The sequence below is a fragment of the Dehalococcoidia bacterium genome (genome assembly GCA_041649635.1).
Classification (GTDB): domain Bacteria; phylum Chloroflexota; class Dehalococcoidia; order E44-bin15; family E44-bin15; genus JAYEHL01.
This window is the reverse complement of record JBAZMV010000005.1, coordinates 155,916-171,276: the sequence shown is the minus strand read 5'-3', so window position 1 is coordinate 171,276 and position 15,361 is coordinate 155,916. Positions and strand designations below refer to the sequence as shown.

The 15,361-nt window shown below is 53.6% G+C and carries 16 protein-coding genes, 1 tRNA gene and 2 pseudogenes; 7 read left to right on the top strand and 12 right to left on the bottom strand.

Annotation, left to right across the window (positions count from 1 at the left end):
• Positions 1 to 10: 10 nt before the first annotated feature.
• The 4 genes from ilvN to WC562_08500 all read right to left on the bottom strand — a co-directional run bounded on the left by ilvN (position 11) and on the right by WC562_08500 (position 4,935).
• Positions 11 to 565, bottom strand: a complete 555-nt coding sequence (gene ilvN / locus WC562_08515) for an acetolactate synthase small subunit (protein MFA5056188.1) — start codon at positions 563 to 565, stop codon at positions 11 to 13.
• The gene (gene ilvB / locus WC562_08510; protein MFA5056187.1) at positions 565 to 2,256 is read right to left on the bottom strand and encodes a biosynthetic-type acetolactate synthase large subunit; all 1,692 of its coding nucleotides are present in this window, start codon (positions 2,254 to 2,256) and stop codon (positions 565 to 567) included. The genes ilvN and ilvB overlap by 1 nt, the downstream gene beginning before the upstream one ends.
• Before the next feature lie 9 nt (positions 2,257 to 2,265).
• Positions 2,266 to 3,930, bottom strand: a complete 1,665-nt coding sequence (gene ilvD, locus WC562_08505; GenBank protein MFA5056186.1) for a dihydroxy-acid dehydratase — start codon at positions 3,928 to 3,930, stop codon at positions 2,266 to 2,268.
• A 78-nt stretch (positions 3,931 to 4,008) separates the two neighbouring features.
• The gene (locus tag WC562_08500; GenBank protein MFA5056185.1) at positions 4,009 to 4,935 is read right to left on the bottom strand and encodes a dihydroorotate dehydrogenase; all 927 of its coding nucleotides are present in this window, start codon (positions 4,933 to 4,935) and stop codon (positions 4,009 to 4,011) included.
• A 264-nt stretch (positions 4,936 to 5,199) separates the two neighbouring features.
• Here WC562_08500 and WC562_08495 point away from each other — a divergent pair, with 264 nt between their 5' ends.
• The 4 genes from WC562_08495 (at position 5,200) to WC562_08480 (ending at position 7,507) form a co-directional block, all read left to right on the top strand.
• Entirely contained in the window at positions 5,200 to 5,694 is a 495-nt protein-coding gene (locus tag WC562_08495; GenBank protein ID MFA5056184.1) for a hypothetical protein, read from the top strand.
• Positions 5,695 to 5,758: 64 nt separating this feature from the next.
• Positions 5,759 to 5,833, top strand: a tRNA-Thr gene (locus WC562_08490).
• Between the two features lie 16 nt (positions 5,834 to 5,849).
• On the top strand, positions 5,850 to 6,578 hold the full coding sequence (locus WC562_08485; GenBank protein ID MFA5056183.1) for a hypothetical protein: 729 nt from the start codon (positions 5,850 to 5,852) through the stop codon (positions 6,576 to 6,578).
• Positions 6,579 to 6,676: 98 nt separating this feature from the next.
• The gene (locus WC562_08480; protein ID MFA5056182.1) at positions 6,677 to 7,507 is read left to right on the top strand and encodes a TIM barrel protein; all 831 of its coding nucleotides are present in this window, start codon (positions 6,677 to 6,679) and stop codon (positions 7,505 to 7,507) included.
• 104 nt (positions 7,508 to 7,611) lie between these two features.
• On the opposite strand, the gene WC562_08475 is transcribed toward WC562_08480, so the two are convergent.
• The 8 genes and pseudogenes from WC562_08475 to WC562_08440 all read right to left on the bottom strand — a co-directional run bounded on the left by WC562_08475 (position 7,612) and on the right by WC562_08440 (position 12,542).
• Positions 7,612 to 8,364 (bottom strand): ABC transporter permease, encoded by a 753-nt coding sequence (locus tag WC562_08475; protein MFA5056181.1) that lies wholly within the window; start codon positions 8,362 to 8,364, stop codon positions 7,612 to 7,614.
• The gene (locus tag WC562_08470) at positions 8,361 to 9,302 is read right to left on the bottom strand and encodes an ABC transporter ATP-binding protein (protein ID MFA5056180.1); all 942 of its coding nucleotides are present in this window, start codon (positions 9,300 to 9,302) and stop codon (positions 8,361 to 8,363) included. The genes WC562_08475 and WC562_08470 overlap by 4 nt, the downstream gene beginning before the upstream one ends.
• A 6-nt stretch (positions 9,303 to 9,308) precedes the next feature.
• Positions 9,309 to 9,503: a PLD nuclease N-terminal domain-containing protein gene (locus WC562_08465; GenBank protein MFA5056179.1), complete on the bottom strand. Its 195-nt coding sequence runs from the start codon at positions 9,501 to 9,503 to the stop codon at positions 9,309 to 9,311.
• Complete coding sequence (gene gmk / locus WC562_08460) at positions 9,500 to 10,114, bottom strand: guanylate kinase (protein ID MFA5056178.1); 615 nt, start codon at positions 10,112 to 10,114, stop codon at positions 9,500 to 9,502. Before gmk ends, WC562_08465 begins: the two co-directional genes overlap by 4 nt.
• Positions 10,094 to 10,362 (bottom strand): annotated as a pseudogene (locus tag WC562_08455) (DUF370 domain-containing protein). The gene gmk and the pseudogene WC562_08455 overlap by 21 nt, the downstream one beginning before the upstream one ends.
• 35 nt (positions 10,363 to 10,397) lie before the next feature.
• Positions 10,398 to 11,669 carry a 3-phosphoshikimate 1-carboxyvinyltransferase gene (gene aroA / locus WC562_08450; GenBank protein MFA5056177.1) on the bottom strand — a complete coding sequence of 424 codons (1,272 nt, stop codon included), beginning with the start codon at positions 11,667 to 11,669 and terminating at the stop codon, positions 10,398 to 10,400.
• Positions 11,670 to 11,687: 18 nt separating this feature from the next.
• Positions 11,688 to 12,062, bottom strand: coding sequence for a prephenate dehydrogenase (locus WC562_08445; GenBank protein MFA5056176.1), 375 nt, complete (start codon positions 12,060 to 12,062; stop codon positions 11,688 to 11,690).
• Positions 12,051 to 12,542: pseudogene (locus WC562_08440) on the bottom strand (prephenate dehydrogenase/arogenate dehydrogenase family protein). The gene WC562_08445 and the pseudogene WC562_08440 overlap by 12 nt, the downstream one beginning before the upstream one ends.
• 441 nt (positions 12,543 to 12,983) lie before the next feature.
• Between WC562_08440 and WC562_08435 the strand changes: the two are divergent.
• From WC562_08435 to WC562_08425, 3 genes are all read left to right on the top strand, one after another.
• Entirely contained in the window at positions 12,984 to 14,066 is a 1,083-nt protein-coding gene (locus WC562_08435) for a hypothetical protein (GenBank protein MFA5056175.1), read from the top strand.
• Positions 14,038 to 14,526, top strand: a complete 489-nt coding sequence (locus WC562_08430; protein ID MFA5056174.1) for a hypothetical protein — start codon at positions 14,038 to 14,040, stop codon at positions 14,524 to 14,526. The genes WC562_08435 and WC562_08430 overlap by 29 nt, the downstream gene beginning before the upstream one ends.
• A 190-nt stretch (positions 14,527 to 14,716) precedes the next feature.
• Complete coding sequence (locus WC562_08425) at positions 14,717 to 15,331, top strand: cohesin domain-containing protein (protein MFA5056173.1); 615 nt, start codon at positions 14,717 to 14,719, stop codon at positions 15,329 to 15,331.
• Positions 15,332 to 15,361: the final 30 nt, after the last annotated feature.

Below are 15,361 nucleotides of genomic sequence, written 5' to 3'. Positions count from 1 at the left end.
ACATATCTCCTTACCAGTTTGTTACCTCTGATTTCTTAGGGCGAGCGCTCCTCGCCACGATTTTACTAGTATCATGATGAGCACCGGCTACGCCCCGCGTCATGGCTATCCTGCCCGTGCGCGTCAACTCCCGCACGCCGAAGTCGTTCAGGAGGCGCAGCAGCGACTCAAGTTTATCCTCGTCGCCGGTGACCTCAACGACAACGGAATCGGCGGCGACATCGACTATCTTTGCCCTGAATATATCGACCACCTGCATTATCTCGCTCCTGGTCTCAGGCGTGGCCTTGACCTTGATCAAAGCAAGCTCCCTGGCGACCATATCCTCCTCCGTGATATCGAGGACCTTCAGCACGTTGACCAGCTTGTCCAGTTGTTTTCTCACCTGTTCCACGGAGACCGTCGAGCCGTCTACTACAATGGTCATGCGCGATACGCCGGCGACCTCGGTATGGCCGACGGCTATGCTGTCTATATTGAACTGTCTTCTGCGGAAGAGGCTTGAGACCCGGTTCAGCACACCGGGCTTGTCCTCGACCCATGTTATTAAAGTATGTTTCGCCATTATTTTCTCCTGGCCTTCTCCCTGGGCTCCTCTATCATTTCAGACAGGTTTGCGCCGGGGCGCACCATGGGATAGATATTTTCCTCCGGCTCCGTGCGGAAATCGATCAGGAACGGCCCGTCGTGCTTCATGGCGCGCTGTATCGCACCCGTCACCATGCGCCTGTCAGTGACCCTCTCTCCCGCTATGCCGTAAGCCTCCGCCAACTTAACGAAATCGGGACCATAAAGCGGCGTGGCGACATAGCGGCGATCATAGAACAACTCCTGCCACTGACGTACCATGCCCAAGTATCCGTTATTCAGGATCGCTATCTTGACCGCCAGCTTCTCCTGTACGATTGTGGCCAGCTCCTGCAACGTCATCTGGAAACCGCCGTCTCCGGCGACACACCATACGGCATCATGTGGACAAGCTACCTTTGCGCCCATAGCGGCCGGGAGTTCGAACCCCATGGGGCCGAGACCTCCCGAAGAAAGAAACTTATTAGGTTTATCGTATTTAAAATAGTGAGCCGCGAACATCTGATTCTGTCCGACACCGGTAACGATTATGGCCTCACCTTTTGTGACCTCATATATCTGATTCACCACATACTGCGGCAACACGCTCTCGCACTGCCTTATCGCAAGAGGCGGATGCTCGCGTTCCCACTCCTGTATCTGGGATATCCAATCGACATGATTCTCCACCTCGATCTGAGCGTTCAAAACCTTAAGAACATGCCGGATATCCCCGACTATAGGGACATCAACCCTGACGTTTTTTCCGATCTCAGCCGGGTCTACATCTATATGAATGATCTGGGCCTTGGTCGCGAACCCGGCCACGCTGGCCGTAGCCCTGTCATCGAACCTCATCCCGACAGCGATGATAAGATCGGCAGCGTTCACAGCCATATTGGCGTGAGCCAGCCCGTGCATGCCCAGCATGCCGAGACACAGCATATGCGTACCGGGGAACGATCCGAGGCCGAGCAGCGTGTTCACCACAGGTATCTGCGACTTCTCGGCAAGCTCCTTCAACTCGGCACAGGCGCCGGAATCTATGACTCCCTTTCCCGCTATTATCAGCGGCCGCTTTGCTTCATTTATGAACTTGACCGCCTTCTTTATCTGAGCCGGATGGCCGCGGACGGTGGGCTTATAGCCCGGCAGTTCCGCCTTCTCTGGATAATGATATTCCGACTCCTCGACGAAAACGTCGCGCGGTATGTCGACAAGCACCGGCCCCTGCCTGCCCGTGCTGGCGATATGGAACGACTCCTTGATCACAGCCGCCAGTTCGTGCGCCGAGGCCACCAGATAGTTATGCTTGGTTATCGGCAGCGTGATGCCGGTAATATCTATCTCCTGAAATGCGTCCTTTCCAATGAACGGACGAGCCACCTGTCCGGTTATGGCCACCATGGGCACCGAGTCCAGATAAGCCGAGGCGATACCCGTTATCAGGTTAGTCGCCCCCGGCCCCGAGGTCGCCAGGCACACCCCGACCTTGCCGCAGGACCTGGCATAGCCCTCGGCCGCATGCGCCGCGCCCTGCTCGTGCCGGCATAAGACGTGATGCAGCTTGCCGTACTGCGGCAGCGTATCGTAGAAGGGCAACAGTACGCCGCCGGGTATGCCGAACATAACCTTTACGCCTTCCTTAAGAAGGCTCTCACAAACTATCTGTGCTCCCGTCAGCTTCATCTATGCCCCCTAACTCTCGAAAACTGCCCCGTTGCCCGCCGATGTAACCTTCTCGGCGTAGCGTACCAGATACCCCGACTTTATCTTCGGCTCGAACCGCGGCAGCTTCGCCAGCCGAGCCTTTATCTCCTTATCCGTTAAATCGACATCGAGCCGATTCTTCGCTATATCGATTAATATGGTATCGCCGTCCTTCAGCGCGGCGATAGGCCCCCTCGATGCCGCCTCCGGCGAAACATGGCCGATGGCCGCCCCCTTGGTAGCCCCGGAGAAACGCCCGTCCGTAATCAGCGCGACGCTGTCGCCCAGCCCCATGCCGACGATTATCGACGTCGGGCCCAGCATCTCGCGCATGCCCGGCCCGCCCTTGGGCCCTTCGTAGCGTATGACGACAACATTGCCCGGCTTTATCTTCCCGCCGAGGATGGCCGCAGTGGCCTCCTCCTCGCTGTCGAACACCCGAGCCTTACCCGTATGTTTCATCATCTTCGGCGATACCGCGCCACGCTTGACCACCGCGCCGTCCGGAGCCAGGTTGCCGAACAGTATCGCCAGGCCGCCCGTCTTGGAATACGGCTTGGAGAACGGCCTTATAACATCCGCATCCAGCACCCGCGCCTTGATGATCTCGCGCCCGATGGTCTTGCCCGATGCCCGCTTAACGCTCTTGTTCAGCAGCGGCTCGATCTCCTTCATAACCGCAGGGATGCCGCCCGCCAGATTGAGGTCCTCGATGCGATATTCGCCGGCCGGGCTCAGCTTGCACAGATGCGGCGTCCTATCGCTTATCTCATTTATATCCTCAAGCGGGAACTTTATCCCGGCCTCGTTGGCGATAGCTATCAGATGAAGCACCGAGTTGGTGCTGCCGCCCAGCGCCATATCTACCATGAACGCGTTCTGCACCGCCTTCCTGGTTACGATGTCACGCGGACAAACGTTCGACTGCAACAGATCGACAATCTGCCTGCCGGTCTCGCGTGCTAACGCGATGCGCCTGGCGTCGACGGCAGGTATGGTGCCGCTGCCGGGCAGCGACATGCCCAGCGCCTCGGTAAGACAGTTCATGGTATTGGCAGTAAACATGCCTGCACAGCTCCCGCAACCTGGACAAGCGATGCGTTCGAGTTCCAGAAGCTCCTCCTCGGTCATCTCTCCCGAATTGACCTGTCCCACGCCGACGAACATGGTATTTAAATCTATCTTCTCGTCCGGCCTGCCGCCGCGGCGTCCGGCCTGCATCGGCCCCCCGCTGATGAAAATCGACGGGATATTGAGACGCACCGCCGCCATCATCATGCCAGGTATTATCTTATCGCAGTTGGGGATGAACACCAGCGCATCAAAGGCATGCGCCTGGGCCACGGTCTCCACCGAGTCGGCGATGAGCTCGCGGCTGGGCAGGCTGTACTTCATGCCGATATGCCCCATAGCGATGCCGTCGCACACGCCGATTGTGTTGACCTCGAACGGAGTGCCGCCCGCGCTGCGAATCCCGCCCTTGACCGCATCGGCGATCTGGCGCAGATGAATATGGCCGGGGATCACCTCGCTGAAGCTGTTGACGACACCTATGAAAGGCTGTTTTATTTCAAGATCGGTCAAGCCCATCGCATAATAAAGCGAACGATGCGGCGCTCGCGCGAATCCCTTTTTAACTGTATCGCTTCTCAAAACCGGCATCCTTTCGAAAACAATATAATAGTATAACAGAAAATCATTCGCAAACGGTATCACAGCGCCAATCTATTGTCAAGCAGATTTGGCTACGCCGACCAGCCGGGATATATCCTTAAGCCCTTCCTTCTTCATGTAGCCCGCGATACCGTCGAGAACTTCCAGAGGAGCCTGAGGATTGACCATTATCGCCGTGCTCAGCCATACCGCGCTGGCTCCCGCCATGATGAACTCGATGGCGTCTTCCGCGCTTGCGATGCCGCCGCCGCCGATGACCGGCACCTTCACCGCGCCCGACACGCGATAGACCATATACAGAGCGACCGGCTTGATGGCAGGTCCGGAGAGCCCTCCCGTCGTCGCGCCGAGGAACGGCCTCCTGGCCTTGATATCGATGGCCATACCGCGCAACGTGTTTATCAGCGATATCGCATCCGCGCCCTCCGCCTCGACCGCGCGCGCTATCTCGACGATGTCGGTTACATTCGGGCTGAGCTTCACTATGAAAGGCAGGCTCGTATGTCCATTGACAGCCCTCGTCACCTCAGCTGCGTCACGCGCGTTCGTGCCGAACTCCATGCCGCCGCGCGCCACGTTGGGGCAGCTGATATTTACTTCGATTCCGGCGATGCCTTTAACGCTATCGAGCTTGTAAGCCAGCTCTGCATATTCGTCGACGTTCTCGCCGGCTATGTTGACTATAACCGGAACCTTCCACTTCGCCCATACCGGCGCTTTATCCTTAATCAAGGCATCGATGCCGATGTTCTCAAGGCCGATCGAATTCAGAACGCCCGAAGCTGTTTCATATATGCGCGGCTGCGCGTTGCCGGCCTTTGGCTTCAGCGTAGTGCCCTTGCAGATTATCGCCCCGAGTTTATCGATATCGACCATCCCGGCATATTCGTCGCCGTAGCCCACGGTTCCGGACGCGGCGATTACCGGGTTCTTGATTTCCAGCCCGCGTTCATTTTTTGGCGCTATCTGCACTTTCAGGTTCAAGGAACATCCCTCCGAAATACTTACACTATGATACCCCTTCTATATCTGCCGTTCAACTGTCCGCAATCGAACCGGTAGCAATACCCCGTAGGGGCGCCGCTTGCTGCGCCCTTTTTATCGGGCAGGGCAAGCCCTGCCCCTACCTGATAACCAACGTACGAGGAATTAACAGGCGGTTCGGACAATACCCCCTACACTTGACATCGCCGCCCCATACTTTAAACTAACAGAATCGATGAATTGAATAATTCGAGGGCAGGGAATATGCGAGCTGTAATATTTCTAAGTATCGCCGTAATCGGCATTATAATCGGCGCCGCGTCTTACTATATAGGCTACATGCGCGGCGATTCATATGGATACGATGAAGGCTACAACACCGGCGTGATCGACGGAGCGGGCACTGGATACGAACTGAGAGACCCGACATACTCTGAACTGCAACGATTCATCGAAGAAGACAATACGGATAAAAACGAGTATGTCGAAGGTATCTACTCATGCAGCGACTTTGCCGCAAGCCTCAACAACAATGCGGTTCAACTGGGATATAACGCCGCTTACGTGTACATCGCATATCCTGACGGATCGGGACACGCCATCAACGCTTTCCAGACCGTCGATAAAGGAATTATCTTTATCGAGCCTCAGTACGACGACGAGGTGCAGCTTACTATAGGCAGCAGCTACTCGGAGCAAAACGGGTACCAGGCGTCAGACCATGACGATAATATTATCAGATACGTCCTGGTGTGGTAGCGAACATATATACGTCATCGGTTATTTGAAGCCAAGAAATACTATGATATACTCTATACGAAACGCCAGCGTAGCTCAGGGGTAGAGCAGTGGTTTCGTAAACCACCGGTCGTCGGTTCAATTCCGACCGCTGGCTCCAAATTTTGGAGGGACAATTGAGCAGGCTTTTGGAAAAACTGGAGCAGATATCGAGAGGCAACTCCAAGCCCATGGGCTTCGCAGCCATTGCCGCTAAATCAAAGCTTGCCAGTATGCTCATCATCGCCGATGTGGGCGATAACGACAAGGCGGCGGCTATCGCCGCGGACTATGCCGATGCGATCGTATTGAACAGCCTCGACAGGAAAAATCTCGCGGCTAAAAGCAGTCTTCCCTGGGGAGCCCCAGTAAGCGATCCGTCAGATGTAAAAGACAGCGGATGCGATTTTATATTGATCGATACTGAAAAATCGCCGGTCGCTCTGCTTCAGGAAGAAAAGCTCTGCCGCATTATCGAGATCGATCCCGCCCTGCCCGACGGCCAGATAAGAGCGGCAAGCCAACTGCCCGTTGACATGGTCCTCATCTCGGGCGATACCGCCGTATCCATGAAACGATTGCTCACATGCCAGCACATAGCGAATCTTATCGGCAAATACCTTCTGGTGCGCGTACCATTGGAAATATCGCCGGCGGAACTTAGAGAGCTATGGGAGATAGGCATGATCGGGATCGTCGTCCCCGTGAAAGGCGACGCTAAGAAAGAACTCGCGGCATTGCGCCAGGCCGTCGACGCTCTGCCCGCAGCAAGGAGAAAACGCGGCCCCAGAGCCAGCGCCATTCTGCCTTCAATCGCGCCGTCGGCCCCGACTGAAAGTGAAGAGCCGGACGAGGACGATGAGTAAACGGCCCGATCAAGAAGCCTCTACCTGATTTTACATGTATCTCCTATCCCTTTTAATTCCCCCAAATCTGAGTTTTACAGTGGGTTGACGACGATTCGATGAATGACAAACTTCTCTTCGGCACAGGCGGCACGCCGCACACCTCCAGATCGGAAAGCACGGCGGACGGCATCGAGCGCATCGCCGAACTGGGACTCGGCTGCATGGAGGTCGAATTCGTCTACGGCGTCAACATGAGCCAGGCCATGGCCCGCAAGGTAGGCGAGACGGCTAAGAGACTCAACGTAAAGCTCAGCGCGCACGGCCCGTACTATATAAACCTGAACGCGCACGAAGAGGAGAAGCTCATCGCCAGCAGGAAGCGGCTGATGCAGACGGTCCGAATCGCATCGATTATAGGAGCGCAGAGCATTATCTTTCACCCCGCCTTCTACCTCAAAGACCCCCCCGATGAAGTATACGCCCGGGTAAAAAAAGAACTTGAAGACATCGTAAGCGCGATGAAATCAGAAAATCTCGAAGTTACGCTCAGGACAGAGACCACAGGTAAAGCAAGCCAGTTCGGCAACCTGGACGAGGTGCTGCGCCTGAGCGCAGAAATCGACGGCGTGGCACCGTGTATCGACTTCGCACATCTGCACGCGCGGCACGGCAAGGCGAATACTTATGCGAAATTTAAGTCGATACTGGGACAGGTCGAAGATAGGCTGGGACGCGACGCCCTGAACGATATGCACATCCATCTGTCAGGCATAAAATACTCCAGCAAAGGCGAGCTTGGCCACCTCGACCTCAAAGATTCCGATATGAACTACCTGGAACTTTTCAGGACATGGAAAGAATTCGATATCAAAGGGCTGGTCATCTGCGAAAGCCCCAGCCTTGAAGCCGACGCGCTCATCATGCAAGAGACGTATAACTCGCTGTAAAAACAGAGGTACAGGAGACCCTGTCTCCTGACGGGGTATTAGGGGTGTCCCCTATTTTTTAAAAAATTCCCCCAAGATTGGGGGATTACAGGGGGTTGATAATCCTATATCTCTTTCCTCATCAGCGCCTGCCACGCCCCGACGATGAAAGCAACCGCCAGCCCCGCGCTGATGCACAGCGAGCCCCACGCACCCGTGCCCTTCCCCAGGATGAGACCGTTGCCCCAATCCAGTACCCCCATCGGCGCGTATGATCCGATGTTCGGAATCGCAGACAGCGCCCATAGAACAACGATTACAACCAGAGCCGCCCCGCCGGCGGCAAATGCGCTTTTAAAGATGCTGCTGCACAGCAAAGTTATCGAGATGCAGAGCAGAAGGAACAGCCCGGCCAGCGCGGTCGCGGCGGCGAATGCCGCACCCCCGACGCCATCGAACAGGACGCCGACGTAAATGTAGCAGAACAGTGCGCTTACTATCAGGCTGATCTCGAAAGTTACAGCCAGCGCTGCCAGCTTGGCGACGACGAACGTGCCACGGCCTACAGGTTTCGACAGGGTGAGCAGAGCGGTGCCGCGCTCCCGCTCCCGCGACACGGCACCCATGGCGACGAGGATGACAACCACCATTCCTATCTGGGCGATGCTGCCCAGGAACTCCATGGAAACATCGGCGGCGGTGAAATCCGGTATGGGCAGTTGTGTGCCCTCGGATGTATTTACTATCGAAGGCAGGTAGTACAGCATGAGCGGCGTGCCCATACCCAGCACCAGGAAAACCGCCAGGACTATAAGCAGCCTGTGGGTCTTTGCCTGCTCCCGCAGTTCTTTTTTGAACAGTACTAAGAAACCCTTCATACCTTCTCTCGAGCGCCGATCATCTGTATAAAGACATCTTCCAGGCTCGGCGATATCAGCTCGTAGCGGATCAGAACGAGGCCGCTGTCCGATACTATGCCGGGAAGCTCGCGCTTGGCCACGGCCACATCGTCCGTGCGTATGCGAAGCATGGCTCCTGCGTCGCGCCCGGCCTCCTCCACCGCAGTAACCCAGGGCAGCGACCTGAGGCGCGCGGCGAGCGGGCTCGCATCGCCTTCCACTTCCAACTCAAAGACGGGACTGGCGAAACGCTCCCTTAATCTATTTGTGCTCTCCTGTATCACGAGGCGACCCTTATCGATGATGCCGACCGTATCGCAGGTGCGCTCCACATCGGACAGGATATGCGTCGACATGAAGATGGTTGTATGCGACTTCAATTTTATGATGGCGTCCAGCACCTCGCGGCGGCCGATGGGATCAAGGGCCGAGCACGGCTCATCAAGGAACAGCACCCCGGGACGATTCATCATCGCTTGAGCCAGGCCGAGTCGCTGGCGCATGCCCTTGGAGTAGCCGCCGATCTTCCGTTTCGCCGCATCCTTCAGTCCGGCGAACTCCAGCATCTCGTCGCACCGTTTCCTGTTTTCATGAGACGGCAGGCGGAACAGCTCGCCGACATACAGAAGAAAATCGCGCCCGGTCATCCAGTTGTAGAACGACGGCTCCTCGGGAAGGTAGCCGATCCTGTTGCGCAAATGGACGGAGTTGATCCGGACACGTTCGCCCATGATGGAAGCTTGACCGACTGTGGGCTGACTGAGCCCTACGAGAAGCCTGACCGTGGTTGTTTTGCCCGCGCCGTTGGGGCCGAGGAAACCGAAGACCGAGCCCTGTTCAACGAACAGGTCGAGATTATCTACGGCGATGACGCTGCCGTATTGTTTGGTTAAACCACGGCATGCGATCGCTTCCACAGCGAATCACTCGTCCTCCCTGCCGAAAATGAGGTAGACGATGGGGCCGATGATATTTATCAAAATCACGACGAGAGCCCAGACGACCTTGTTCCCGCCTTTGACCTTATCCCTTTTGACCAGGTCGACGAGAGCGAATATCATGAGTCCCAACTGGATCAGCACCAGGGGTATTATCAATGCTATCATTGTGCCGCTCATAGCTTCACCTTCCCCGTCTTCGCCAGGCGCTTCTCCGCGGCGATGATGTCCATTATCTCATCGACTGCATCTTCGATAACATTGTTAACCACTATATAATTGAACGTCTCCGCCAGAGCCATCTCCTCCTGCGCCGTAGTTATGCGCCTGCTCAGATCTGCGGATGACTCGGTGTTCCTTTTGCGCAGGCGATCCTCCAGCTCCTCCATCGAGGGCGGCGCCAGGAATATCAGCACTGCATGCGGCATGACCTTCTTTATCGTCATCGCCCCCTGCACGTCTACCTTGACCATGACGTCATGCCCCTCTTTAAACGCCCGCTCCACCCTGTCCCGCGGCACCCCGTAGTAGTTGCCGTAGACCTCGGCCCACTCCAGCAGTTTCTTTTTCTCGATCATATCCTCAAATTTATCACGGGACACGAAATCGTAATGCACCCCGTTCGATTCAATCTCGCGCTTAGCCCTGGTGGTGGTCGTCACAACGAATCGCATGGATCGCGCCAGCTTCCTTATGCGCATCAGCACAACGTCCTTGCCCACACCGGACGGGCCGGACAGCACGAACAGCACATGCTTATTGTCGCCGGTTACTTTTTCCTTCAGTGTCAATCCACTTTGCTTCCCGCAGCCCTGCCGGAGATGGTCTCCGGGGCTATGGCCGCCAGTACTATATGGCCGCTGTCCATTATTATTACCGCCTTTGTCCTCCTGCCGCTGGTCAGGTCCACCACCAGCCCATCCTCCTTGCCCTCCTGAACCATCCGCTTCATCGGAGCCGAAGCCGGATGCGCGATCGCCACGACTTTGTTGACAGCGATGATGTTACCGAAGCCGACATGCACCAGTTCCGCCTTCATAATCTTTACCCTAACGCCTGACCTTTCTCAACGTTCTAAGTGGAAATGCGTTCAAGCTCCTCCCAGAAACCGGGATAAGAGACCGTTACCGCATCCGCGTCGTGGATAACTATTTCCCCCTTTGACACGAGTGAAGCGATGCCCATCGTCATCGCCAGACGATGGTCCCCGTAACTCTGGCACTCCCCTCCCTTGATGCCACCACCCCCGTGAATAACCATGCCGTCGGATAGTTCCTCAATATCAACACCTATCTTCGACAGCTCGGACACGGTCGTGCGGATCCTGTCCGATTCCTTCACCCTCAGCTCCTGCGCGCCGCGGATAACCGTATTGCCGTTTGCGCATGCGCCGGCCAGCGCTATGAGGGGTATCTCATCGATTATGCGCGGGATCATATTGCCCCTGATCCTTATTCCCATCAACCGGCTCGTCTCGATCGAAACTTCTGCTACGGGCTCACCGCCCTCCTTTGATACGCGATCCACTTTCAGCTTAGCGCCCATTTCGAGCAGCACGTCGATTATGCCGGCCCTGGTTGGATTGATGCCCACATTTATAATCCGCAGTTTCGCGTCGGGATGTATGGCGCCCGCGACGAGCCAGAAAGCAGCCGAACTGATATCACCCGGCACCGACACGTCGACGGGAGCGCGAGGAGCGGAAGGAGTCAGCTCTATGGTCTTATCGTCTCGGGTAATCCTCACGCCCAGCGCGCCGATCATGCGTTCAGTGTGGTCTCTGGAAATCGACGGCTCCGTTATCGTGGTCTTGCCCTCGGCAAAGAGTCCGGCAATCAGTATCGCTGACTTTATCTGGGCGCTGGCCACCGGCATTTTGTACGTTATACCCTTCAGCCCGCGGCCTTTTATCGCCAGCGGCGCCAGTGAATCATTCTTCCGCCCCCATATATCCGCGCCCATGTGACGCAGGGGATTGATCAGACGGTCCATAGGGCGCGAGCGCAGCGAAGCGTCGCCCGTTATAACCGAGAAGAACGGCTGAGCCGCGAGCAGGCCCCCCATAAGACGCATCGTAGTGCCGCTATTGCCGGCGTTGAGCACATCGTCCGGAGACCTGAACCCGCCGGGGCCGACGCCGTCGACCATGAAGACATCGCCCTCGCCTGTTATTTTTACGCCCAGCGCCTGAAGACACGACATAGTGGAACGAACGTCATCGCCTGATGAAAGGTTCTCTATGCGCGCCTTTCCTTTGGCGATACTGTTCAAAATAAGGGCGCGGTGAGATATCGACTTATCTCCGGGTGTAGTGATGTCCCCGCGCAGGGATTTGCGATTGGTCAAACACTTATCCAATAGACATCATCTCTGGCGCAGCCAGTCCTCTCTTGCTTCTCTGACCTTGATGAAGTATTCCTCTATTTTCTCGTCTCCGCCGCTTACCAGACGACGCAGCTCTTGAAGACTGTCGATGTATCTGTCTAAAGCTTCAACGATATGTTTTTTGTTGGTAAGACATATGTCGCGGCTCATCCTCGGATCGCCGGACGCCAGACGCGTTGTGTCCCTGTAACCCGACGACGCCAGCCTGGACATGGCCGTCCAGTTGGGATCATTGACGGTTGTCGACACAAGCGCGACCGACAGCAAATGCGGCAGGTGGCTTATACCCGCGACAAACGCGTCATGCTCCTTCGCATCGATGTAGAAGGGTTTGGCGCCGACGGTCTTCACCATGTCTTCCATCTTCCTGCGCGATTCGGCCTTAACGTTGCCGCCGGGGACCAGGCAATACGTGCAGCCACGGAACAAATCGGCATCGGCGGCGGCTATACCGGCGAACTCTCTCCCAGCCATGGGATGCCCGCCGATAAAATAGGCCTTTTCGGGAAGATATTCCTCTGCCCATTTCATGACGTCGGCTTTGGTGCTGGCGACATCGGTGACGATGACTCCTTTTGTAAAATGCTCAGCTATTTCCACCAATACGTCTTTCACGGCAAGGACGGGAGTCGCGATAACTATGATATCCGCGCCCTTGATCGTCGACGGCATATCGGAACCGCACTTGTCGACAACCCCACGAGCTAACGCAGCAGAGGCAGTTTCAGAACGCCTCGCATACCCAGACACCTCGGCTCCAGCCGCCTTCAGTGCCAGCCCCAGCGATCCGCCGATGAGCCCCAGCCCTATAATAGCCACCCGCATTCGACCGCACCTCTCATCCTTTTTAGAATTAGCACATTATAACACAGTCCTTTTCATTAGTAGAAGAAAAATCCGCAGAGGTTCTCCACCGTCATCCGTGACAACATCGTAGGGGCGAGGATCGTCTCGCCCCCAGTTCATATACCATGCGTCATTGCAAGTCCTTCCATATACCTATATATCATGGAAGGACGACGAAGCAATCTCTATCAAAACTATATGAAACTAACTATCAAGATTGCCACGTCGACATTCCATACTAAAACTCTAGGGATCATCCCCTCGCAATAACGTTATCGCGGTCTTTGCTTTGACAAAAAGACTATGTCCATTTAAACTATACCCACCTCATGAGTTACGAATAAACCCAATGGAGTTATCAAATGGCAGATGATAATAAGTGTCCGATATTGCAGAACCCGCACATTGGATAAAGAAACAAGGTCGATCATGGTAAATGACTTTAATAGTACAAATAATAATGATTTGCCGGACTTGCATCATCTGAGTTCATATAAACTGGAGATTTTAAAAACAAATAGTCAAAAGTACATAAAATCTAAGGGGTTGTCTTGTTTCGGAGTGGCTGCAGCTTTAAGTGGTACTTTAACACGAATCAATGCACCGCTTATATATGTCGTTATATGTTTTATGGCATTTCTTACTATAGCAGGTTTTTTCATATATTTTGACAAGTTCTTACCTTATAACTGGTGGAAACAAATTGGAGCTCAATTAGCTGGAATTAATCTCGTACATGTATCATTGTCTTTAGGATTAGTAGGGGCAGGCTTAACCTTTTACGATAACAAATGGACAACTCTTGCATTAATATATTGTGTTACTTCTTTAGTTGTGGTAGGTGCTGGTACAGGAAGGGATTCTGGTAACGTCATAGCAATCTTTCTTCAATATGTTCGTCGCAGAGTTAGATGGGATGTTAGTCGAGTGACTCATAAAATTCTGTATCTTATAGCTTTGTTATTCTCAATACTAATAGTTGTAGGAGTATTTCAACCGTGGATACAGTCAAATGGGTTATCAATCTCGGGTTGGAGTCTATCACAATATATACACTACGGGATTACTGATTACAATAAAGCGATCACATCCTTTATTTTTGGGATTTTTATTGCAGTTTTTTCTGTGATCGCTCTTGTCGTTCTGCATCAGAGATCTAGAATTCGGCAGTCCAGGATTTTGCTATTTTCTAACGCAGTGATACTCGTCTGTTTTTTGTCTGCAGTTATATCAAGCGCATTTTTCTCAATAACTCGTGATGGATTTTCTAGTTCCTGTCAAGTTAGTTATGGATTAGTGATTTCTCTGGTAGGAGCTACGTTGGGACTAATAACTGGATTCTTCATATTTATTTTTAGTCTTCCTAATACGTTTAAAAGTATCTCCAGAGAATCTCTCTGTGGCCTTTTATGCAGTTTGCAGTGCTTTAGGGAACAGGAATGCGAGTTGATCACAACTAATAATAGCAGAAAGGAGGGAAGTCATGTCCCATTGGAAAGGCGCAAAATATAAAGGTGACAACTTTGAGCAGGGAGCTGATGGGGCATTTAACGTTTCGTGGCAAGTTTGTTATTGTGATAAAGATTATATCTTGGAAGAGTATAAGGAACGAAGAACAGCACCAGATGGGCGTCTTGTGATTGCTGAACTACGGAATAAGGAAGGCGTTCCGCCTTCATTTTTATTTCGCTGGGATGAAAAAGATGATCATTTAAACGTTGATATTAATGGGGTGACGAATACTATAGCAGAGTCTTTTAAAAAAGGAAAGGGAGGATATAAGGGTCATTGTCCCAAACGTAGGAAATCAGAGAATACGACTTTCGAGGTTGATATCAGGATACTAGACAAACAGATATTTCATGGCTATGTTAAATTTAATATTAACCATATGGCTAAGTCGGCAACCAGCATGGGGCTTGCAGTCAGCGCAAGTTATAAATTTACTAGCAGAAAAGAAGCCACTAGTTAATGCTGTTAAAGGTGTTCTTTACCTTCAACAATCTATGGGTCGCTGTCAGCGAGGTGAAGAACACCACACCGAGCAGAAATCAATTGTTGCTTTGACAAAAACCCGATGTCCATTTAAACTATACCAAATCCATAAATCACGAATAGATCCATATGTATACAGATAAACTCTGGACTGAAGGGAATACGATATGAGACTGACGAGGATAACTTTATTAGCGCTGCTGGGTATTTCACTGTTGGCTGCTGTTGCCTGTAATTCCAACTCTGAACAGGAACCGACGCCCACGCCTGCCGCTTCCGTTACGCAACAGCCGACGGTAACGCCAACGGCAACAACACCCGCCGCGGCTTCTGTAACCGTCTCGATCGATGCGCCGGAAACCGTGAAGAAGAGCTCCGGACGTTATTTCCACGCTTATGTTGCAATCACCCCGGTAGACGGCTTCTTTATCGCGCAATATGACATATCTTACGACCCGGACGTCATCAGGGTTCAGGACGTACGCGTAGGCGATATTTCCGATACAGCAACACGTATCGAAGAATGGGGCTACGTGCCGGCGAATACCCAGGGCACCTTGAGGATATTCAATACCGTGCCGGCCAGCGCCGGCGCCGATAGTATAAGCGGCGAAGGCTATTTAGCCGATATATATTTTAAAATCATGGGCGACCCCGGCGATTCCAGCACCATATCTTTCGTTGAGGGTCTCGGGGACCCGGCGGGCCATCTGACTATTGTTAATACACAAATCCTCGAGATTACCGCGACATGGGTCGACGCCTCGGTAACCATAGAGTGAACATAGTATCGATTTATTTTCGCTGTTGAA

Coding starts and splice junctions, on each gene's coding strand:
- WC562_08445 (MFA5056176.1), bottom strand. CDS start 12,062: ATGGTGAAGACCGTCGGCGCCAAACCCTTCTACATCGATGCGAAGGAG.
- WC562_08430 (MFA5056174.1), top strand. CDS start 14,038: ATGTCCCATTGGAAAGGCGCAAAATATAAAGGTGACAACTTTGAGCAG.
- ilvB (MFA5056187.1), bottom strand. CDS start 2,256: ATGAAGCTGACGGGAGCACAGATAGTTTGTGAGAGCCTTCTTAAGGAA.
- WC562_08425 (MFA5056173.1), top strand. CDS start 14,717: ATGAGACTGACGAGGATAACTTTATTAGCGCTGCTGGGTATTTCACTG.
- WC562_08475 (MFA5056181.1), bottom strand. CDS start 8,364: ATGAAGGGTTTCTTAGTACTGTTCAAAAAAGAACTGCGGGAGCAGGCA.
- WC562_08465 (MFA5056179.1), bottom strand. CDS start 9,503: ATGAGCGGCACAATGATAGCATTGATAATACCCCTGGTGCTGATCCAG.
- WC562_08495 (MFA5056184.1), top strand. CDS start 5,200: ATGCGAGCTGTAATATTTCTAAGTATCGCCGTAATCGGCATTATAATC.
- WC562_08480 (MFA5056182.1), top strand. CDS start 6,677: ATGAATGACAAACTTCTCTTCGGCACAGGCGGCACGCCGCACACCTCC.
- ilvN (MFA5056188.1), bottom strand. CDS start 565: ATGGCGAAACATACTTTAATAACATGGGTCGAGGACAAGCCCGGTGTG.
- WC562_08435 (MFA5056175.1), top strand. CDS start 12,984: ATGGTAAATGACTTTAATAGTACAAATAATAATGATTTGCCGGACTTG.